This window comes from Marivita sp. (genome assembly GCF_020055635.1).
Classification (GTDB): Bacteria; Pseudomonadota; Alphaproteobacteria; order Rhodobacterales; family Rhodobacteraceae; genus Marivita.
Map to the genome: position 1 here is coordinate 44,952 of NZ_JAIPUT010000015.1, position 21,682 is coordinate 66,633.

The window sequence follows — 21,682 nt, forward strand, 5'->3', positions numbered from 1 at the left end:
CAGGCCGGGCGCTGCGCGCCCGGCTTTTTTGCATATTTGGAAAGAGAAGAAGATCAGGACAGGGCTTAACTGCCCGCCTTCGGATCCTTGTAGATGCCCTGTTCCTTCAGCGCGTCGACAACCTCGGCGGGCATGTATTCCTCGTCATGCTTGGCGAGGATCTCGGAGGCTTCGAACACGCCGTTCACGAAGCGGCCGGTTCCGACCATGCCTTCGTTCTCGGAGAACAGGTCCGGCAGCACCCCGGAATAGGTCACCGGCACGGTGGCGCCACCGTCGGTCACGCTGAAGGACACGGTGGACCCCTGCCCCCGGACAATCGAGCCTTCCTCGACAAGGCCGCCGATGCGGAAGGTTTCGTTCGGCGCGGGCGGCTCTGCCACCACCTGGCTGGGCGAGCGGAAGAAGTTGATCCCGTCGCGCATGCCATAGCCGATCAGCGCGGTCGACAGCACCAGCGCCACGGTGGCCAGGGCGATCACCTGGATGCGCCGTTGTTTCTTGAGCGATTTCAGAGCCACGGAATCCTCCCGACAAAGCCTGCTTCAATATAGACATGGAAAGACCGCGCGCAAACTGCGCCAGATCAATTTGCCGCAGTCTGATTTCACTTTTTCTTCCCTGCGTGGCCCGGCATTGCGTTCGAAGAGCACTGGGCCAGGCCGGGAAACGGTCAAGGGAAGCAGGGCGCCAGCATCAGGCCCGTCGTTTCCGGCAGACCGAGCATCAGGTTCGCGTTCTGCAACGCCTGCCCCGACGACCCCTTGGTCAGGTTGTCGAGCGCCGCCACCACGATGGCGCGGCCGTCGATCCGGTCGCCGGTGACGCCGATATGGCAGAAATTCGATCCGCGCACATGATGCGTCGAGGGGGTTTCGCCGAAGGGCAGCACCTCGATGAAGGGCTCTTTGGCATAGGCCGTGGCCAGGGCGCCGTGAACCGCCTGCGCGTCGCCGCTGACATAGCAGGTTGCAAGGATGCCGCGGTTTGCCGGGATCAGGTGCGGGGTGAACTGAACGCGGACCTCTTCACCCGCCAGGGCGCTGAATTCCTGATCGAATTCCCCAAGATGCCGATGCGTGCCGCCGACCGCATAGGCGTTGGTGCCCTCGGACAGCTCGGCGTGCAGGAGGTTCTCCTTGAGCGACCTTCCCGCGCCCGAGACCGCACATTTCAGGTCGAGGATGATGTCTTTCAACCCGATCACCTTGTCGGCAATCAACGGGCGTAGGACATATTGCCCGGTCGCCGCATTGCAGCCGGTGCCAGCCACCAGACGCGCCCCGCGGATGGCCTCGCGATAGAATTCGGTCAGGCCGTAGACCGCCTCGTGCTGCATCTCGACCGCCGCATGCGGATTGCCATACCACTTTTCGTACTCGGCCGGATCACGCAGCCGGAAATCCGCCGAAAGGTCGACGATTTTCAGGTGTTCGGGCAGTCTCGAAATCACCTCCTGGCTGGTCTTGTGCGGCAGCGCGCAGAAGCACAGGTCGATGTCGGAAAAATCGATCTCTTCCCAGGTCACGAGCTGCGGCAGGTCGAGATGGCGCAGGAAGGGAAAGACCTGCGCGATGCTCTGGCCCGCCTTGGAATTCGCGGCCAGCGCGGCGATTTCCATATCGGGATGGGTGGCGATCAGGCGCAGCAATTCGGCCCCGGTATAGCCGCTGGCGCCGATGATGGCGATTTTTTGGGTCATGACAGACCTCCGATGACAGGGTGGAAGACGGGTATGCGGATCGGCTCAGGCGGGCTCGAACTGGATCCGTCGTCGCAGGAACTGGGTGGCGTGATCGGACACGCGTTTCGGATCGCCGGTGGTCAGGAACATCGCGCTCTGGCCCGATCCGTGCATGTTCGGATGCCGATCAAGATAATCCGCCAAGGACGCGGCCACAAGGTTCGCCTGAGAATAGACCGCCACTTCGGGCCCGAGCGCATCCTGAAACACTTCCTGCATCAGCGGGTAATGCGTGCAGCCGAGGATCGCCGCCTGCGGGGTCGGCATCTTGCGTTTGAGCGCATCGACATGGGACCGCACCAGCGCTTCGGCGAGGATCATGTCACCTTCTTCGATGGCATCGACAAGGCCGCCGCAGGCCTGCGCCTCGACATCGACACCGATGGCGCGGAAGGCCAGTTCGCGCTGGAACGCGCGGCTGCGCACCGTCGCCGGTGTGGCAAACAAGGCCACATGTTGAACCGCCACTTCGCGCGGCGGAGAATTGTCGCCCCATTGCCGTTCTGTCAGTGCCTCGATCAGCGGCACGAACACGCCCAGCACCCGCTTGTCGCGCGGAATCCAGCTTTCCTGCATCCGGCGCAACGCGGCCGCAGAGGCGGTGTTGCAGGCCAGGATCACCAGGTCGCAGCCCGCGTCCCACAGCCGTTCGGTCGCGCCACAGGTCAGATTGTAGACATCATCCGCATCGCGCACGCCGTAGGGCGCGTGCTTGTTGTCGCCCAGATAGACGAAAGGCACGTCGGGCAGGCGCTTGGACACCGCGTCCAGCACCGTCAAGCCGCCCAGCCCGCTGTCAAATATGCCTACCGCCATTGCGTCCTCGCCCCTGCCTGCGGGTCACGACTGGCTGCGCACCCGATGGCGTTCTTCAAATTCGAAGCCGTAGTCATAAGACGGGAACGGCGTTGGAGAAAGCTCATACGTCGCTTTGCGGAGGAAATCCATCAGCTCTCGCGCGTCTTTTTGGCGGCTTTGAATCGCGTGGGCCGGAATGGGGCGGCCGATCACCACGCGCACCGGAGTGTCGAGCCGTTTGCGGAACTCCTTGATCAGGAGTCCCATGCGCAGCGTCGTATGCAGGTGGCTGGCGAGTTGGAACAGCCGGCTGGTGTGGCCGTCGAAATAGATCGGCACAACCGTGGCGTCCGACTTGGCGATCATCCGGGCGGTGAAGGCACGCCACCCCGGGTCCATCGGCTTGGCAAAGGGCCTGGCCGCGGTTGACACGGTGCCGCCGGGAAACACCCCGATGCAGCCGCCCTGCCCGAGATAGCCCAAGGCCTCTTTCCGCGTCGCGATATTCTGGTCCACGGCGGCCCTGGTGTCGTCGAAATCCACCGGCAGAATGATCTTGTCCAGCTCCTCGGCCTTGCGGAAGACCTTGTGCGCCAGGATGCGGAAATCGCCGCGCGTGATCGACAGGATGTGCCCAAGGATCAGCCCGTCGAGAATGCCGTAAGGGTGGTTTGCAATGACGATGAGCGGCCCGGTTCGGGGGATGTTGTCCAGCGATCCGCCGACCACATCGAGGCTCAGACCGTAGAGATCGACCATCACCTCCCAGAAATCGCGGCCCTGTGCGACCTCGTCCTCGTAGCCTGCGGCGCGTTTGATCAGGCTCAACCGCCCGGTCGCATTTTCCATCAGCCGGATCATGGCACGGCCGGGTTTGGACCGGGCGGAATAGGCGTAGGATATATCACGGGCGGCGGATGACGTCACCAAGGCACCTCGGGAAAAGCGGGAACGCGCCGTGCTAGCGCGCCCCGATTTATCCGCAAAGATGTAACAGGAACTTAACGTCCATATGACGCATCATTCCGCCGCTTGCTTGAGGCTTGCCCCTCCTGCGCGCAATACCGCCAGCAATTCTTCGCGGCGCTTTTCGGCGCGGGCGGCATTGGCCTGCTTCACCGGGCCGAAACCGCGGATTTGCAGCGGCAGTTCCGCAAGCGCCACCAGCGCGTCCATCGTTTCGGGCTTGGCCCTGGGCAGCCATTCCGCCATGTCGGCCTCGTATTGCGCGATCAGCGCGCGTTCCATCCGGCGTTCCTCGGTGCGACCGAACGGATCGAAGGGCGTGCCGCGCAGCATCTTCAGTTTCGCCAAGAGACCAAAGCCCTTCAGCATTCCTTCACCGTACTGCTTTTTCACCGGCCGCCCATCCGCGCCGGTTTTCGACAGCATCGGCGGTGCAAGATGAAAGGACATCCTGAAATCGCCGCCGAACTGCTCTCGCGCCTTGACGCGGGTGTCCAGATGCAGGCGCGCGACCTCGTATTCGTCCTTGTAGGCAAGAACCTTGTGATAGCCCTTTGCCACGGCCTCCTTCAAACGCGGGTCAGTCACCTGATCCACCTGCTTTCGATACCGCTTGGCGTAGCGTTTGCCTTGATATTTCACCAGATGGTCAAATCTGAACGCGATCTTTTCATCCAGTGTCTTGGGCAGCGGGATGATCTTGGGTTCGGCCACCCTTGCCGCGTCTTCGGGGTACAGCACCGCCCAACGCCCGATCTCGAAGGCGCGGATGTTCTTTTCCGCGGCAGCCCCGTTCAGCTCGATGGCCTGGGCGATGGCATCATAGCTCAATGGCACCAAGCCCCGCTGCCATGCTGCACCAAGGATCATCATGTTGGAAAAGATCGAATCCCCCTGCGTGGCCTTGGCCAGTTCGGAGGCGTCGAAGAGATCGAGCTTTTCCCTAAGACGTGCCTCAAGCGAGACTTTCAAGCGGTCGGTTGGCAAGGAAAATTCCGTATCGCGTGTAAAATCCCCCGTGATGATTTCGTGGCTGTTCACCACCGCCCCGGTGCGCCCCGTGCGCATCAGACCCAACGTCTTGGCCCCCGCGCTGACCACAAGATCACCGCCGATCAGCGCGTCCGCCTCGCCCGTCGCCACGCGAATGGCGCTGATGTCGCCGGGCGTGTTCGCCAGCCGCAGGTGGATATGCACCGCACCGCCCTTCTGTGCGAGGCCGGCCATCTCCATCATGCCAGCGCCCTTGCCGTCGATCTGCGCCGCCTGTGCCAAGACCGCGCCGATGGTGACGACGCCGGTTCCGCCAACGCCCGTGATGACCATATTCCACGTGCCGTTAATGGAGGGTAAATCCGGATCGGGCATGTCCGGCAGGGTCACATCCGCCGTGGCCGACTTTTGCACCTGCGCGCCTTCCAGGGTGACGAAAGACGGGCAAAACCCCTTGAGACAAGAGAAATCCTTGTTGCAGGACGATTGGTCAATCGCCCGCTTGCGGCCCAGTTCGGTCTCTTTCGGCACGATGGACACGCAGTTCGACTGCACGCCGCAATCGCCGCAGCCTTCGCAGACATCTGTGTTGATGAAGACGCGCTTGTCGGGGTCGGGAAACTGCCCGCGCTTGCGGCGGCGGCGTTTTTCGGCGGCGCAGGTCTGGATATAGACGATGGCGCTGACACCCTGGGTCTTTGCAAACTTCTCCTGCACGGTTTGCAAATCCGAACGTTCTGCAAATTCAATATCTTGCGGGAAGGACTTCAGGTCGACATCCTCTTTTTCGTCATGGACGACCGCGACATGCTGCACCCCCATCGCGCGCAGTTCGGCGGCGATCTGTTGCGGCGACAAGCCGCCTTCGTTCTTCTGCCCGCCGGTCATGGCGACGGCGTCGTTGTAGAGGATCTTGTAGGTGATCGTCGTGCCCGCCGCCAAGGCGGCGCGGATCGCCTGTACGCCCGAGTGGTTGTAGGTGCCGTCACCCAGGTTCTGGAACACATGCGGCGTCTTGGAAAACAGCGACTCGCCGATCCAGTTCGCGCCTTCGGCGCCCATATGGGTGAAGCCCGTTGTCTCGCGGTCCATCCACTGCACCATGTAGTGACAGCCGATCCCGGCATAGGCGCGGCTGCCCTCGGGCACCTTGGTCGATGAGTTGTGCGGACAGCCGGAACAGAAATACGGCAGACGCGCGGCAATCTCTTCGGCATTGTCGGCTTTTCGAGCCTCGTCAAGGGCTTGCATCCCGGCCTTGATGCGATCCGTGTCGCGCCCTTCCTCGATCAGGATCTGGCCCAGTTTCTGGGCGATCAGGATCGGATCGAGCGCGCCGCGGGTCGGGAAAAGCTCGGGTCCGTGCATCGACCCGGCTCCGCCACCCTTGTGCCATCCATAGACCCGCCGGCCCTGACGATCGTCGAAGATGGCTTCCTTGATCTGAACCTCGATCAGCTTGCGCTTTTCCTCGACGACGACGATCAGGTCGAGCCCCTCGGCCCAGTCGTGGAAGCCCTTCATGTCCAAGGGCCAGGTCTGACCGACCTTGTAGGTTGTGAGGCCCAGACGGTCTGCCTCCTCCGCATCGATGCCCAGCAGGGACATCGCATGCACCAGATCGAGCCAGTTCTTGCCCGCCGCGACAAACCCGATCTTCGCGCCGGGCTTGCCCCAGACACGCTTGTCCATCTTGTTGGCGTGCGAAAACGCCTCGGCGGCGAAGCGCTTGTGGTCGATCATCCGCGCTTCCTGGGCGTGCGGCGTGTCGCCCAACCGGATGTTCAGCCCGCCGTCGGGCATGTCGAAGGGCGGCAGCGCAAAGGACATCCGGTCCGGGCGGCCATCGACCACCGCCGTCGCCTCGACCGTATCCTTCATCGTCTTGAGACCGACCCAAAGCCCGGAAAAGCGTGACAGGGCAAAGCCGTATAGCCCGTAATCGAGGATTTCCTGCACCCCCGCAGGTGACACGACCGGCATGTAGGCATCGACCATCGCCCATTCCGACTGGTGCAGCACGGTCGAGGATTCTCCGGTGTGGTCGTCGCCCATCGCCATCAGCACACCGCCATGCCGAGAGGTGCCCGCCATGTTGGCGTGGCGCATCGCGTCGCCCGACCGGTCCACCCCCGGCCCCTTGCCGTACCACAGGCCGAAGACACCGTCATGCGTGCCTTCGCCGCGCAGTTCGGCCTGTTGCGCGCCCCAGAGCGCGGTCACGGCCAGGTCTTCGTTCAGACCTTCCTTGAAGGTGACATCGGCTGCCTTGAGGAACCGCGCGGCCCGGTTCATCTGAAGATCGACTGCGCCAAGAGGCGATCCGCGATACCCCGTGACATAGCCTGCGGTGTTCAGCCCGTTGGCGACATCGCGCGCCTTCTGCATCAGCATGAGACGGACCAGCGCCTGTGTCCCGTTCAACAGGACAGGTGATTTGGTCAGATCGAAACGGTCATTCAGCGTAATCTCGGCTTTGGTCATTTGACGCCTCCCTGCGTGAAATGTAGGGCAAGTTTAGCACGAATTTAGGTCATAATTACTGACCTTGCTACAGATTTCTGTTGAATTTAAAGTGTTCCGAGAAGTTGTCGTTCTGATATTCGTTTGTGTCATGTAGACCGGCGTCAAAGACTGAAAGAGTATAATATGGACTGGGACAAACTCAGAATATTTCATGCCGTCGCCGATGCTGGCAGCCTCACCCATGCCGGTGATGCCCTGCACCTGTCCCAATCGGCGGTGTCCCGCCAGGTTCGGGCGCTCGAGGAATCGCTGAACACGGTGCTCTTCCACCGTCACGCACGGGGGCTGATTCTCACCGAGCAGGGCGAATTGCTGTTCGACGCCACCCGGTCGATGAACAAGCGCATCGAGGCGGCGACCGCCCGCATCCGCGACAGCGAGGAAGAGGTGTTCGGCGAATTGCGCGTGACGACCACGATCGGGTTCGGCTCGCTCTGGCTCGCCCCGCGCCTGCCCAAGCTTTACGAGAAATATCCCGACCTCAACATCGACCTGATGCTCGAAGAGCGCGTTCTCGACCTGCCGATGCGCGAGGCCGATGTCGCGGTGCGGATGAAGGAACCCAGCCAGGCCGACCTGATCCGCAAGCGCCTGATGTCGATCCGCATGCGGCTTTACGCATCGCCCGAATACCTGGCCCAGCACGGTACGCTCGAGAGTATCGAGGACATCGCCAAGCATCGGCTGATCTGCCAGAATCCCCGCGCCGCACAGGTCAGTGCGGGCATGATGCTGGTGCAGCAACTTCTGACCTATGACATCCGCTCGACGCTGACGGTGAACAACTACTTCGGCGTGCTGCAAAGCGTGCTGTCGGGTCTCGGGATCGGCGTTCTACCCGATTACATCATCGAGGATTTTCCCACCATCCGACGCGTGTTGCCAGACGTGGAGTCGATCGAAGTCCCTGTTTTTCTTGCCTATCCCGAAGAGCTTCGCCAATCCAAACGCATCGCGGCGTTTCGCGATTTCGTGCAGGAAGAGATTTTCGCGCACCGTCAGACCCGCAAGGCGCTCGAGGCCGAGTAGCGACGCAACTGTGACCCATGCGCCTCACGCATAGCGGGAATGACATATGTCACGGGCGAAGACTATTGCCATGCAACGGACCGATGACATATTTGGCACATATGAGGTGAAACGCTGATTTGCGCATCATCTTCATACCTCCCTGTTGGACTTCGGCCGAGCTTAATGCTCGGCCTTTTTTTTGCCGTCCATGTTAGAGAGCACACGCGGCCGTCGGGGAATCAGAGGATGGGTCACATCAGAATTCGCTGGGATCTTCTTGTGCGTCCGTTCTGGCTGACGCTTGGTGGCGTGGCCCTTGTACTGGGCCTGATCGGGGTTGTGCTGCCGGTGCTGCCCACGACGCCCTTCATTCTTCTTGCGGCCTTCGCCTTTGGCAAGAGCTCACCCCGACTTCGCGCGTGGTTGCAGACCCATCCTGTCTTCGGCGGCCCGATTCACGATTGGGAAAGCCGGGGCGCCATCGCGACACGCCACAAGACGCTGGCCGTCGTGATGATGGGCGCGACCTTTGTCATCAGCCTGATCCTCGCGCTGCCCGCGCATGTCCTGATCATCCAGGCGGTCTGCCTGGGCGGTGCCGCGCTTTTCGTGCTCAGCCGACCCTCGGCCTGATCGCGGCCCACCCGTCCGCCGATGCCGTTGTGCTGACCGAGGGCATGTCATAAGAAGCCGCAACACGCGTGCCGACAGGACCAGACCCATGCAAGAGCCAGCCATCACCGAAGACCTGATCGCCGCCCACGGCATCAATGCAGATGAATACGCGGAGATCCTGCGGATCTTGAACCGCGAACCGACTTTTACCGAGTTGGGCATCTTCTCGGCGATGTGGAACGAGCACTGTTCCTACAAGTCCTCGAAAATCCATCTCAAGACGCTACCCACCACCGGCCCCCAGGTGATCTGCGGCCCTGGCGAAAACGCTGGTGTGGTCGATATCGGGGACGGGCAAGCCGTGGTGTTCAAGATGGAGAGCCACAACCACCCCTCGTATATCGAACCGTATCAGGGCGCGGCGACCGGGGTCGGCGGCATCCTGCGCGATGTCTTCACCATGGGCGCACGCCCCATCGCGGCGATGAACGCGCTGAGTTTCGGTGAAAAGGACCATCCCAAGACGCGCCAGCTTGTGCATGGTGTGGTCGAGGGCGTGGGCGGCTATGGCAACTGCTTCGGCGTGCCCACCGTGGGCGGTGAAGTGCGCTTCCACGCGGCCTATAACGGGAACTGCCTTGTAAACGCCTTTGCAGCCGGATTGGCGGATGCCGACAAGATTTTCTATTCCGCGGCCAGCGGTGTCGGGCGTCCCGTCGTCTATCTGGGCGCCAAGACCGGGCGTGATGGCGTCGGCGGTGCCACGATGGCGTCCGCCGAATTCGACGACACGATCGAGGAAAAACGCCCCACCGTTCAGGTCGGCGACCCGTTCACTGAAAAGCGTCTTATGGAGGCGTGTCTCGAACTGATGCAGACCGGCGCGGTGATCTCGATTCAGGACATGGGGGCGGCTGGCCTGACCTGTTCGGCGGTCGAGATGGGCGACAAGGGCAAGCTGGGCATTCGGCTTGATCTGGAAAAGGTGCCGCAGCGCGAGGCGCAGATGACCGCCTACGAGATGATGCTGTCGGAAAGCCAGGAACGCATGTTGATGGTGCTCGATCCGGCAAAGGAAACCGAGGCACGGGCGGTGTTCGACAAATGGGACCTCGACTTTGCCATCGTTGGCGAAACAATCGCCGAAGATCGTTTCCTGATCGTACACAATGGCGAGACCAAGGCAGACCTGCCGCTGTCGCGCCTGTCGTCATCCGCGCCCGAATACGACCGCCCGTGGACCCCGTCCGAGGCGCCCGCGCCGCTGGACGATGTGCCCGGCGTCGATCCCATCGACGCGCTCAAGGCACTGATCGGCAGCCCGAACTATTGCGCCCGCAACTGGGTGTTCGAACAATATGACACGATGGTCATGGCCGACACGGTCGAAGGCCCCGGCTGGGGCGCGGGCGTGATCCGTGTGCACGGCACCGACAAGATGCTGGCCTTCACCTCGGATGTGACGCCGCGCTACGTCAAGGCGAACCCGGTCGAGGGCGGAAAGCAGGCCGTGGCCGAAGCGTTCCGCAATCTGTGTGCCGTCGGGGCCAAGCCGTTGGCGACAACTGACAACCTGAACTTCGGCAATCCCGAAAAGCCCGAGATCATGGGCCAGTTCGTCGGCGCGCTGCAAGGCATCGGCCGCGCCTGCGAGGCGCTCGACATGCCCATCGTGTCGGGCAACGTGTCGCTTTACAATGAAACCGACGGGCAAGGCATCCTGCCCACACCCACCATCGGCGCCGTCGGCCTGATCGCGGCGGGCGAAGAGCCGATCCTCGGCCGCGCCCGCGACGGGCACGTGGCGCTGTTGGTCGGCGACACTCAAGGCCATCTGGGCCAGTCGGCGCTGCTGTACGAGGTTTTCAACCGCGAGGATGGCGATGCACCCGCCGTCGACCTGATCGCTGAACGCCGCAATGGCGAGTTCATCCGCGACAACCGCGACTACGTCAAGGCGTGCACCGATCTGTCCGATGGCGGCCTTGCGCTGGCAGCCTTCGAAATGGCCTGCAATTCGCAGGTCGGCGTGGTGATCGACGAAACCGATCAGGGCAAGCTGTTCGGGGAAGACCAGGGACGGTACCTTGTCGCCTGCAATTTCGATCAGGCCGAATGGCTGATGCTTGCCGCAGGACGGGCGGGCGTGCCGATTGCCTCGGTCGGGCGCTTCACCGGCGACCGGGTCAAGCTGGGCGGATCGGACGCGCCGCTGTCCGAGCTGTCCGAGCTGCACATGACCGCCTTTGCCGGTCACTTCGCCTGAGCTTGAACCCTCCGGGGACGCGGCGGGCGTGACGGCCCTGCCCGCTGCGGCCCAAGGCGGCTTCAGATCATCGGAACCATGCGCCCCATTGGTTCCGATGCGATGGCCAGCGCCTCTTCGAGATCGACGCTCTTGTCGAACAGCGCGCGCCCGACGATGGCCCCCGAGACTTTCGGCACGTATTTCAACCGCGAGATCCCGTCCAGAGACCGGGCGATCCCGCGCGAGATCACCGGCGCCCTGGCCACGTCTGCCAGCTGCGTGACAAGCGCCAGCGCATCTTCGGCTTCGCCCAGGTCGGCGTCGATGTCGGTCACGATGATGGCCGCCAGCGGATCGCTGTCGAACCAGCCCAGGAATTCCCGTGGCCTGTAGGCGCTGGCCTGACGCCAGCCGTCGCTCATCACCTGACCCTGGTAGACATCCACCGCCAGCACGATCTGGTCGGGGAAGGCCTTTGCCGCCTGTTTGAGAAGGTCCGGCTGCAACAGCGCCACCGTGCCCAGCACGACCCGCCCGACACCACGATCGACCGCCTCCTGGATCGCCGCCATCGACCGGAAGCCGCCGCCCAGCTGCACCGGCGCGCCGGCCCTGCGGATGATCTCGTCGACAAGATCTCGGTTGCGGTCATCCCCGGCGATCGCGTCGAAATCGGTGACGTGAATCCACTGGGCACCGGCCTTGGCGAATTCGATCGCCTTCAGGACAGGATCGACATGCCAGATCTGCGGTTCCTCGAGCCGCCCGCGGAACAGGCTGACGCAGCGGCCGTTTTGAAGTTCGATCGTCGGGTAGAGGATCATTGGGGCCTCCCTTGGCTGTACGCGGTCAGCCTAGGCCCTGCGGCGCGGCGCGGTGTTCAGAATACGACAGGTGTGCGATGCGCATCGACGCCGGGTGCGATTTTCGGCCGGACATGAAAAAACGCCCCGGATCGCTCCGGGGCGCTCAGGTTCTGCGGGGAAAGGACTACTCCGCAGGAATTTCAGCCGTCCGGCGGCCGCCACCGACAAGGCTGTCGGGTAGCACGAAGGCCACGAGGACGAAGACGGCGCCGATCGCGATACCCAGCAGATCCCCCGACAGCGCCATCAGCCCGTCATAAGACGCGCCCGGCACCGACCCCAGCGTCACCTTTCCACCGGCCAGGTCATCAAGCAGGCCCGAGGCTTTCCACGCCGGGTACGTCGCCATGTAGGCAGCGGCGCCGAAGAGCCCGCCCGCGATGAAGAAGAGCGCATCCTTGCGCCCCGATGCGGCGGCACAGACCCCGGTGCCCGGACAATAGCCCGATGCGGCCCAGCCCGCGCCCAGAAGCAGGCCGCCGATGAAGACGCCGATATAGGCGGCCTTGACCGACATGTGGCCGACGTCGACCAACCCCAGCATCTGGCCGCCGAACATCAGGATCGACCCGGTGCCGATGGCCAGAAGGATGGTTTTCATCAGGTGCAGCCGCCGAAGCGTCAGCATCCCGCCGATCCAGTTGGGGTTCGTCGCCCCGATCCGGTCCAGCACCGCGCCGAAGGCGGCGCCAATCACGATCGCAAGAAGAATGGAGGTCATGGCTCAGCCCCTTTTGTACATCAGCATGGCGGTGGGAATGGCGGCCGCAAAGGCCCCGGCGGCAAAGATGTAGCCCGACAGCGCGGTCTGCATCATGCCCGACATCATGTGTCCCGAGGTGCAGCCTCCCGCAAGGCGCGCACCGTAAAGCACGATGAAGCCGCCGAGGAAGGCGACCGCGTAGCGCATCATCGGCGTGTCGCCGTAATTGGCCCGCCAGATCGCCGGGGCGGCGCGTTCTTCTGCGTCGATCCCGCCGCGCAACCGCGCCGACAGGAACGCGCCCGCCGCCATCGCCAGCACGAAGATGAAGCTGTAGTTCAAGGGGTTCGCCGCGCTCTTGGCGTATTTGCCATCCGATTTCGCCATGTAGGCATTGGTCGAGGTATAGCCGTCCTCAGTCCGGCTGATGAAATCGGGGCTCACCGCGTCGGCCACGATCCCGTCGAGGATCACGAACTGCGTCGACACCCCGATGGGTTTGACCAGCAGCACGGCGGCGAAAAACACCAACCCGAGCAGCAGCCCCCCGGTTTTCCAGTTGAGTACCATCTGTTGCGCTCCTTCATATTCTTTTTCCAGAATATCAAAGAACGGCGTCCGGGGGTTTGATCTGAGTCAACTACATTCAGCTTTGAGAATACGTCATCCAGGTCTGCGAGCGATGAAGTCGAGCAGCGCCGACCGCCCGCTATGGCCCTCGCCCTCGTCCAACTCTGCCTCGTAGGCGTCGCACAGGGCAATGTCCCAGCCCTCGAACAGCGCGGTCAGACGCGCTTCGGTATAGAGATTTTCCTCGGCCTTTGGCCCGCCGGTGCCGTAGTCGAGCTGTTTCGGCGTGTAGCCATGCAGCATGATCAGCCCGCCGGGGCGGACGGCGCGTTTCATGTGGTCGAATAGAGTGGTGCGGTCCTCGGGTCCGACAAACTGGATGAACACACCCAAGACGATGTCGAACGCCGCCTCCGGCCAGACCCAGTCGAACAGGTCGGCCTGCAGAAAGGTTGGAGAGACACCGGCCTTTACGGCAAGCGCCTTTGCCTTGGCAATCGCCGAGGGCGCGTAATCCACGCCCGTCACGTCAAGACCCTGCTGTGCCAGCCAGACCGCATTGCGGCCCTCGCCTTCGGCAATGCTCAGCACCGACTGACCCGGCGCGAACCATTCGGCGCGCCGGGTCAGGAATTGCGCCGGGGCCGTGCCGAAAAGATAGTCAGGCCGGTTGAAACGATCTTCCCACATGGGCGCGACCTTACCCGCCAACCGTGAAAGAGCAAGCCGCGCTTCGGCGATGGCCGATCGTCAAACGGCCCTCCCCGCGTCCGGGGAGGGCCATGACCTGTGTACCGGGTCCGGATCAACCGCCTTGCAGAAGCGGTGTGATCCGGCGAACGGCGGCGCGGCGGTTGGCGCGTTCCGACCCGCTGGTTTCCACCAGAAGGTCGCTTTCGCCGTAGCCTTGCAGCACCATGTTCTCGGGTGGGACATCGAAATATTCGGTCAGGGCAAGCGCCACCGATTCCGCACGCCGGTCCGACAGGGCAAGGTTGTAGGCATAATCGCCCACCGCATCCGTATGGCCCTCGATCAGGAACACCTCACCGGGATTGCGTTCGATGATGTCGCGCATCGCGGTGCCCAGCGCGCGCAGTTCCTCGGCCTCCTCGGCCCGAATCGCGGCACTGTCGGTCTGAAAGTTGATCGTGTTCACGCTGACCTGCGGGACCAGTTCGCGGACCGCATCGATGTTGCGCACCTGGTTGAGCGAGAAACGACGGTTCACCTGCGAAGCGTTCTGGGCCGCAAGCGCACGCTCGAGCGCAGCCTGGTCGGTCCTGTCATCGTAGACCATGCGCGCGCTGCCCGAGCGCTGGTCCGAGGTTTGCGGCAGATCGTTGACAACGACCTCTTCGGTCTGCTGCGTGTCGTCGAACAGGACCACTTCGGTTCCGTCCTGCAAGGTTCGCGTGCGGCGCAGCACCCGGCCATTTGCCGCACGAACCGTTTCCACGACGGTGCCGTCGTCATATCGCACCACGTTGCGCGTGGAGCCGTCATCGTATTCGTAGGTGGTGATATCGGCACCGGGGCGGCGCAACAGCACGTCGTCATTGCGCAAGACGCGGTACTGACCGTCATTCTCGACCACGACGCGGTCGCCGGTGTTCGACACGACCTGATCATCTCCGCTCAGGATATCGGCCAGCACGGCCGCACCGAAGGCTGCGATGCCGCCCTGGATGATCGGATCGAGACCGCCGTCGTCGTCGTCCTCGTCGGTGCGGGCTTCCTCGGTTTCCTGTTCGGACGCATCAGCGGGCGCCTGCGTGACGTCGGTCGCGAAATCCTCGCTGGACTGGCGCACGGTCTCTTGCGTGACGGTTTCCTGAACCGCTTCGGGTTCCGCGCCGGTCGCGTCGGCACCGGCGGCCGCCGCGGCAGCAACCCCTGCGGTATCGGCGGCGGCCGCCGCATCGGCCTGCGCCTGCGGGTCCAGCTCTTCGACCTCGGCGACCGGAGTTTCGGCGTCCGCAGCAGTTTCCGGCGCGCCCGCGTCACCGGCGGTCTCGGCATCCGCGCTTGCGGTCTGGTCCTCTTCCGGGGTGGCATCGGTTTCGGCTGCCACATCTGCTTCTGCTTCGGCGGCTGCACCGCCGGTCTCGGCATCCGCTGCCGGTGCGGTATCCTGCGCCGCCACATCGGTGTCGCCGACCGGCGGTTCGGTGGTCGCGGCAGTTTCGGTGTCGGCCTCCGCCTGCGCATCGGCCTCGAGCGCGGCTGCCAGATCGTCGCCTTCCGCGTCTCCGGTCGGGGTCTCGGCTGACTCAGTTGCACCGGTGACCGGTTCTTCGACTTCCGTCGCAGCCGGGGCCTCGGCTTCTGTCGTGGTCTCTGGCGTTGTCTCGGTTTCTGCCGTGGCTTCGGCTTCCGCCGGGGTGGCGTCATCATCGTCCGTGGCGACATCCGACCCGTTCACGGCAGTCTCGGCTGGCACGTCTCCAACAATCTCGTCGGACGTGTCGGTTTCCGCTGCCTCGGTTTCTGCCGTCTCAATTTCCTCACCCTCGGTTTCCGCCGCTGCCGCAGCCTCGGCGTCCGGGGCCGCTCCGGCTTCGGTGCGGTTTGCCATTTCCAGCAGCCGCTCGGCATCGACCCCGTCCAGAGTGACCCCGGCTTCGTTCAGGTCTTCGAGCATGGTCAGAACTTCGCGCTGCATCGCCGGGTCGCCCTGCGCCGTCTGGACAAGATCGCAGTCCAGCGCGTCCGGCTGTGGGGCATCGGCTGCGCAGAGCGTCTGCAATGCCTGCATCAACTGCGTCATCTGGCCCGGAGGCAGCGCGCCGTTCATCTGCTGCGCCGATATCGGCCCGCCCAGCGCGATGGTCAGCGCCGTGGCCGAAGCCGTCATGAGATTGAGCGGTTTCATCGTGGTCTCCTTGTCCTGTGCCCATCTGGGCTTAAGGAGAGAACGCACCGCGCAGGATTTTGGTTGCTCGGCGCCCCGGCGGACGCCCGCTCAGCGGCCCGGCATCCAGAGGCCGGACAGAACGGCCCTCACAGCATCCCGATCAATCGCGCCTTTTCGCCCGGATCGTCAGGGCGGGATATGGCGATTGCCAGCTCTTCAAGCGACTGGATCGAATGCCCGGCGCGAAAGCTGTCCACATGCGGAAGCATCGCCCGGATGCCGGTCGCCTTGGGCGCAAACCCGTCCCAGCGCAGCAGCGGGTTGAGCCAGATCAGGCGGCGCGACGAGAGATGCAGCCGCTCCATTTCCTTTTCCAGCGCGCCGGACGCGTCACGGTCCAGCCCGTCGGTGATCAGCAGCACGACCGCGCCCTGCCCCATGACGCGCCGCGACCAGTCGCGGTTGAAATCATGCAGGCATTGACCGATCCGCGTGCCGCCCTCCCAATCCTGCGCCTCGGCGCCGGCGGATTTGAGCGCTGCGTCCACATCGCGCGTCGCCAGGTGGCGGGTGATGTTCGTCAGGCGCGTGCCAAACGTGAAGGCATGAACCTTGGCCCAGCCCGCGCCTTTCTCGTTCGCGACGGCGTGCAGGAAATGCAGCACCATGCGGGAATACTGGCTCATGGAACCGGAGATGTCGCAGAGCACCACCAGATTGGGCCAGCGCGGGCGCGGTGTCTTGCGGGCGATAGAGCGGATCTCGCCGCCATGGCGCATGGATTTCATCAGCGTGCGCCGGAAATCCGCCTGCTTGCCCAGCACTGACGCGGTGCCGCGCCGCGACGGGATCGGTTTGACCGGCAGGGTCAGGCGGGCCAGCATGCGCTTGGCCTCGGCCACCTCGGCGGTGCTCATCTGTTCGAAATCCAGCGTCCGCAGCTTTTCCTCGGTCGACATGGTAAGGGTCGACTTGATCTCGATCTCGGTGCCTTCTTCGGATTGCTCGGCCTCTGGCACGTCAGGCAGATTGTCGTCCAGAAGCGCCTGCGCGGCGCGTTTTTCACCGGACGCGGCTGATTTTTCCTCCTGCACGCCGCGAATGGCGGGCAGCATGAAGGACATCATGTGTTCGAGATAGCGCGGATCGCGCCAGTAAAGCCGGAAGACCTGCGCAAAGATCACCCGGTGTTCGGGGCGGTTCACGAAACAGGCATGCAGCGTCCAGAAGAAATCCATCCGCTCGGTGAACCCCGCCGCCTCGACCGCGCGGATGGCGTCGATCACCCGGCCGGGGCCGATGGGAAGACCGGCCCGGCGGAGGGCGCGCGCGAAGTGGATGATGTTCTGCGCCAGACGTGGGTTTTCGGGCAGTTCGAGGGGGATGTATTCGGCCATTACATGGCCGACTGGAGGCTCTGCCTCCAGACCTCCGGGATATTTTTGAACCAGAGAAGCATCATGCCGGTTCGAGAGATGCCTTGGCTTCATCGAGCAGGCGTTTGGCTTCGGATCCCTGCAGTTTCTGGATGTCGTCCTGGTATTTCAGGATCGCGCCCAGCGTGTCGGAAATCAGCTCGGGAGACAGGTCGATCACGTCCAGCGCCAGCAGGCACTTGGCCCAGTCGATGGTTTCGGCGACACCCGGTTTCTTGAAGATGTCCTCGGTGCGCAGGCGCTGCACGAAGGCGACGATCTCGCGGCTGAGCGTGGCGGAGGCTTCGGGCGCGCGGGCGTGCAGAATTTCGAGTTCGCGGTCGAAATTCGGGTAATCGACCCAGTGATAAAGGCAGCGGCGCTTGAGCGCGTCATGCACTTCGCGGGTGCGGTTCGAGGTCAGGATCACGATGGGCGGCTCTGGCGCGGTGATCGTTCCCATCTCGGGGATCGTCACCTGAAAGTCGGACAAGGCTTCGAGCAGGAACGCCTCGAACGGCTCGTCGGTGCGGTCCAATTCGTCGATGAGCAGCACCGGCGCGCCATTGGCATCCGGGCGCATCGCCTCGAGAAGCGGGCGTTCGACAAGGAAATCGGGGCCAAACAGCTCGCGTTGCAGCATGTCGCGGTCGGCAGTGCCCGACGCCTCGGCGGTGCGGATGGCGATCATCTGGGCCGGGAAGTTCCATTCGTAGACGGCACTTGAGGCATCCAGCCCTTCGTAGCATTGCAGCCGGATCAGCTTGCGACCCAGCGAGGCGGCGAGCGCCTTGGCGATTTCGGTCTTGCCAACCCCCGCCTCGCCTTCCAGAAACAGCGGCCGGCCCAGCTTGAGCGACAGGAACACCACGGTGGCGAGCGCCCGTCCGCAGACATAGCCGGTGTCGGCCAGCATGGATTGAACGGCGTCGATACTGTCGGGTGTCTGCATGGGATGCTCCTTTGTCACAGGCCTTGCTGCCCCGTGGCTACCCCCGAGGTCAATAGCGCCAAGGTCGCACGTGACGCGCCTGAATTGACGCGCAACGTGCGACCTGACAGATTTGGCGCATTGATTTCCTAGTGTGCAGGCCCCTGTTCCGTGAGCATCACCGCCGTTCTGTGTGTCCGCAACGAGGCGGCGTTCCTGCTCGACTGGCTGGCGTGGCACCGCAGCGCGGGCGTCAGCGATTTCGTCGTGGTGTCGAACGAGTGCGAGGATGGCACCGATGCCATGCTCGACCGATTGCAGGCGCTGGGCGGGCTGACGCATCTCCGCAACGCCGCACCTTATGGCAAGGGCGGCATCCAGTTCAGCGGGCTGAAGCTGGCGGGCAAGACCGAGGCGGTGAAGAAGGCGGATTGGCTGGTGGCGCTGGATATCGACGAGTTCGTGACCGTTCATGTCGGCGACCGCACCCTTCCCGCGTTGATTGGTGCCCTGCCCGAAGCGACGGCGATCACGCTCACATGGCGCAATTTCGGCAATGCTGGCGTCGTGACCTATGAGGACGCGCCCGTGCCCGTGCTATTCATCCGCACGGGGCCGCGCATCCTTGCATGGCCGTGGCGCGCGGCGATGTTCAAGACGCTCTATCGCAATGACAGGACCTACCGGAACCTTGGGGTGCACCGTCCTCGCAACCCGGTGGAAGACCGCCTGGCGGAGGCGCGCTGGTACGATGGTGCGGGCCGTGCATTGCCCCCCGACATGGCCAATGGCCGCATCTTTTCCGATTACACCCTGCCGCAACATGATCTGGTGCAGCTCAATCATTACCCGCTGGGCGCGGTGGAAAGTTATCTGCTCAAAGCCGACCGCGGCCGCGCGGTGCATAGCGAGGACAGGCTTGGCCTTGATTATTGGGTCGAGCGCAACCTGGGCACCGAGGAAGACCGATCCGCCCTGCCGCTCTGGGATCGAGCCCGGCCGATCCGGGACAGGCTTGCCGCCGATCCAACCCTTAGCGACCTGCACGGACGCGCCGTGGCCTGGCGCAAGGAGCGCCTGCGGCAGCTGTTGCAAGAAGACCGCTACCGCGATCTTTACGGGCGGCTCCTCATGTCACCGCCGTCGCGACCCGTGCCGGTCGAGGCTGCAAGGATGCTGTTGCAGGGCGCGCGGGCAGCGGCACGAAACGACGATCAATCTTCATAGACTCCCCTGCATTTTGGCTCAATTCTGCCAAATTCCGCACGTAGGTCTTGCGGCAATCAAAGACCTGTCAACAGGCGCGCAGATACGAGGACACGTGGATCATGCAGGACGGTTTCGAGCCCTATACAGTCACCCTGACTGATTTGCGTCCGGCGCAGTGGCTTCAGGAAATGAAGGCGCTTGGCGATCAGCATGGCTTCTTCGAACCGCTGGGCGCGCACCACAATGCCGCCTTCATCGAAAAGGGCGACACCCTGCTGGTGAGCTTTGAATCGCTGCCCGCGATCCAGGCCCTGTCCGAACAGGCCCGACCGGTCGGATTCGACCTGGCGCTTGCCAATGACTGGTCCTGCCTGAGCGTCCTCAGCAACCGCGACACGTGGTTCCGCGATGGCGAGGTTTACGGTTTTTTCGACCAGATGACCGATGACGGCTTTTTCGAGGATTTCGACCGGGTGATCTTTTTCGGGGCCGGACCCTGTGGTTATGCCGCCTGCGCCTTTTCCGTGGCCGCGCCCGGCGCCACGGTGGTCGCCCTCGAACCGCAGGCAACGCTTGATCCGCGCGTCACCGAATGGGACGACCGCTTCGTGCAGATGCGCAAGACGGATTTCACCGACCGCTACGGCTTTGCCCCGGACATGCTCGAGGCGGCTGGCAGGGCTTTTGTCCTCTACGATCCCGAGCGGCCGCTTGACGCGATGCATGCCGCGCTGTTCGAACGCGGTGGCATCAAACGCTTCCGTGCCCGGCACCTTGGCGGCGGCATGCAGGCCTATTTCAGCCAGATGGGGACCCTTGTGCCGCTTGTCACAAGCGCTGCGAATGGCACGCTGGACGACAACCTTTTTGCACGGCTTTACCGCAAGCGCCGCGAAAACGTGACTTATTGCAAGAAGCTGTTCGGCGCGCTGGAGGCAAAGGACAAGCCCTACATGGCCGAAGCGGTCTGTGCCTATATCGTCGACGCCTTTGGCGCACCACGCTACCGACGCAAACTCAAGTCGATGCAGCAGGCCCGTATCGGCGAAACCGCGGCCGAGTGAAGCCTAGCGCGTGACAGAAGGTCGTGTTACGCCCGGCGCATGACCGATACGCTGACACTCCGCACCCCCGATGACTGGCATCTGCACTTGCGCGATGGCGCAATGCTGCGCGCCGTGGCCCCGGAAACCGCGCGCCATTTCGCCCGTGCCATCATCATGCCCAACCTTGTGCCGCCCGTCGTAACGGGCGCCGATGCCGCCGCCTACCGCGACCGCATCCTGGCCGCCCTGCCCAAGGGAGCCGACTTCACGCCGCTGATGACGCTTTACCTGACCGAGGACACCGATCCCGACGACCTGGCCCGCGCTTATGCCGACGGCCTGATCACCGCGGTCAAGCTGTATCCGGCAGGCGCCACCACCAATTCCGCATCCGGCGTGACGAATTTCGACAAGGTGCGCGCCGTGCTGGAAAAGATGGCCGAGATCGGCTGTCCGCTTTGCGTCCATGGGGAAGTGACCGACAGCGAGATCGACATCTTTGATCGCGAGGCGGTCTTCATCGACCGCGTGCTTGACCCGATCCGCCGCGCCACGCCGGGTCTGCGGGTCGTGATGGAACACATCACCACCATGCAGGGTGTCGAATACGCCACCGAAGGCGGGCCGGACCTTGGGGCCACGATCACCACGCATCACCTCGTGATCAACCGCAACCACATCCTCGCCGGAGGGATCAAGCCGCATTACTATTGCCTGCCGGTCGCCAAGCGCGAAGAACACCGGATTGCCCTGCGCCGCGCCGCGACCAGTGGCGATCCGACCTTTTTCCTGGGCACCGACAGCGCGCCGCACACGGACGCGAACAAGCTGCTGCCCTGCGGCTGCGCCGGGTGTTTCACCGCGACCAACACGATGTCGATCCTCGCGCAGGTCTTTGAAGAGGAAGGCACGCTGGACAGGCTGGAATCCTTCACCAGCATCAACGGTCCCAAATTCTATCGCCTGCCGGCCAATGAGGGGACCATCACCCTGACCCGGGGCGACCCGGTGGCATATCCTTCCCGGATCGAAACCGAGGACGGCCCGGTCACGGTGTTCGATCCCGGCTATCCGTTGCATTGGCGGGTGGAGCCTTAGCGCCAGCGTCGTTCACCGCTCCATCGCAGCCTTGCCAGACCGGATCCTGTCGCGGAATTTCGCGATTCTCGCGATGCGGGTTTCCG

At 63.5% G+C, this 21,682-nt stretch carries 18 protein-coding genes; 6 read left to right on the forward strand and 12 right to left on the reverse strand.

Annotated features, from left to right (window positions below):
• Positions 1-65 precede the first annotated feature (65 nt).
• The 5 genes from ccmE to LCF60_RS09620 all read right to left on the reverse strand — a co-directional run bounded on the left by ccmE (position 66) and on the right by LCF60_RS09620 (position 6,985).
• Entirely contained in the window at positions 66-515 is a 450-nt protein-coding gene (gene ccmE / locus LCF60_RS09600) for a cytochrome c maturation protein CcmE (RefSeq protein ID WP_292291458.1), read from the reverse strand.
• Between the two features lie 158 nt (positions 516-673).
• On the reverse strand, positions 674-1,702 hold the full coding sequence (argC, locus tag LCF60_RS09605; protein WP_292291402.1) for an N-acetyl-gamma-glutamyl-phosphate reductase: 1,029 nt from the start codon (positions 1,700-1,702) through the stop codon (positions 674-676).
• 45 nt (positions 1,703-1,747) lie between these two features.
• Complete coding sequence (gene murI / locus LCF60_RS09610) at positions 1,748-2,560, reverse strand: glutamate racemase (protein ID WP_292291403.1); 813 nt, start codon at positions 2,558-2,560, stop codon at positions 1,748-1,750.
• A gap of 24 nt (positions 2,561-2,584) precedes the next feature.
• Entirely contained in the window at positions 2,585-3,469 is an 885-nt protein-coding gene (locus LCF60_RS09615; protein WP_292291404.1) for a lysophospholipid acyltransferase family protein, read from the reverse strand.
• A gap of 93 nt (positions 3,470-3,562) precedes the next feature.
• Positions 3,563-6,985: an indolepyruvate ferredoxin oxidoreductase family protein gene (locus LCF60_RS09620; RefSeq protein WP_292291406.1), complete on the reverse strand. Its 3,423-nt coding sequence runs from the start codon at positions 6,983-6,985 to the stop codon at positions 3,563-3,565.
• A gap of 165 nt (positions 6,986-7,150) precedes the next feature.
• On the opposite strand from LCF60_RS09620, the gene LCF60_RS09625 reads away from it, so the two are divergent.
• From LCF60_RS09625 to purL, 3 genes are all read left to right on the forward strand, one after another.
• On the forward strand, positions 7,151-8,056 hold the full coding sequence (locus tag LCF60_RS09625; protein ID WP_292291407.1) for a LysR family transcriptional regulator: 906 nt from the start codon (positions 7,151-7,153) through the stop codon (positions 8,054-8,056).
• 228 nt (positions 8,057-8,284) lie between these two features.
• On the forward strand, positions 8,285-8,671 hold the full coding sequence (locus LCF60_RS09630) for a YbaN family protein (protein ID WP_292291409.1): 387 nt from the start codon (positions 8,285-8,287) through the stop codon (positions 8,669-8,671).
• 88 nt (positions 8,672-8,759) lie between these two features.
• Complete coding sequence (purL, locus tag LCF60_RS09635) at positions 8,760-10,919, forward strand: phosphoribosylformylglycinamidine synthase subunit PurL (protein ID WP_292291410.1); 2,160 nt, start codon at positions 8,760-8,762, stop codon at positions 10,917-10,919.
• A 62-nt stretch (positions 10,920-10,981) separates the two neighbouring features.
• On the opposite strand, the gene LCF60_RS09640 is transcribed toward purL, so the two are convergent.
• The 7 genes from LCF60_RS09640 to LCF60_RS09670 form a co-directional block, all read right to left on the reverse strand.
• The gene (locus LCF60_RS09640; protein ID WP_292291412.1) at positions 10,982-11,725 is read right to left on the reverse strand and encodes a 1-(5-phosphoribosyl)-5-[(5-phosphoribosylamino)methylideneamino] imidazole-4-carboxamide isomerase; all 744 of its coding nucleotides are present in this window, start codon (positions 11,723-11,725) and stop codon (positions 10,982-10,984) included.
• Between the two features lie 166 nt (positions 11,726-11,891).
• Positions 11,892-12,488, reverse strand: coding sequence for a YeeE/YedE thiosulfate transporter family protein (locus LCF60_RS09645; RefSeq protein WP_292291413.1), 597 nt, complete (start codon positions 12,486-12,488; stop codon positions 11,892-11,894).
• Between the two features lie 3 nt (positions 12,489-12,491).
• Positions 12,492-13,040: a YeeE/YedE thiosulfate transporter family protein gene (locus LCF60_RS09650; protein ID WP_292291414.1), complete on the reverse strand. Its 549-nt coding sequence runs from the start codon at positions 13,038-13,040 to the stop codon at positions 12,492-12,494.
• Positions 13,041-13,133: 93 nt separating this feature from the next.
• Positions 13,134-13,730, reverse strand: a complete 597-nt coding sequence (locus tag LCF60_RS09655) for a class I SAM-dependent methyltransferase (RefSeq protein ID WP_292291416.1) — start codon at positions 13,728-13,730, stop codon at positions 13,134-13,136.
• Between the two features lie 115 nt (positions 13,731-13,845).
• Entirely contained in the window at positions 13,846-15,915 is a 2,070-nt protein-coding gene (locus LCF60_RS09660; protein ID WP_292291417.1) for an OmpA family protein, read from the reverse strand.
• Positions 15,916-16,043: 128 nt separating this feature from the next.
• The gene (locus LCF60_RS09665) at positions 16,044-17,294 is read right to left on the reverse strand and encodes a VWA domain-containing protein (RefSeq protein WP_292291418.1); all 1,251 of its coding nucleotides are present in this window, start codon (positions 17,292-17,294) and stop codon (positions 16,044-16,046) included.
• A gap of 61 nt (positions 17,295-17,355) precedes the next feature.
• Positions 17,356-18,264: a MoxR family ATPase gene (locus tag LCF60_RS09670; RefSeq protein WP_292291420.1), complete on the reverse strand. Its 909-nt coding sequence runs from the start codon at positions 18,262-18,264 to the stop codon at positions 17,356-17,358.
• 150 nt (positions 18,265-18,414) lie between these two features.
• Between LCF60_RS09670 and LCF60_RS09675 the strand changes: the two genes are divergently transcribed.
• The 3 genes from LCF60_RS09675 to pyrC all read left to right on the forward strand — a co-directional run bounded on the left by LCF60_RS09675 (position 18,415) and on the right by pyrC (position 21,596).
• Positions 18,415-19,470: a glycosyltransferase family 2 protein gene (locus LCF60_RS09675; protein WP_292291422.1), complete on the forward strand. Its 1,056-nt coding sequence runs from the start codon at positions 18,415-18,417 to the stop codon at positions 19,468-19,470.
• Between the two features lie 101 nt (positions 19,471-19,571).
• A complete protein-coding gene (locus LCF60_RS09680) occupies positions 19,572-20,516 on the forward strand; it encodes a phosphoadenosine phosphosulfate reductase (RefSeq protein WP_292291423.1) in 945 nt (314 codons plus the stop codon).
• A 39-nt stretch (positions 20,517-20,555) separates the two neighbouring features.
• On the forward strand, positions 20,556-21,596 hold the full coding sequence (gene pyrC / locus LCF60_RS09685) for a dihydroorotase (RefSeq protein WP_292291425.1): 1,041 nt from the start codon (positions 20,556-20,558) through the stop codon (positions 21,594-21,596).
• The last annotated feature ends 86 nt before the right edge of the window (positions 21,597-21,682 follow it).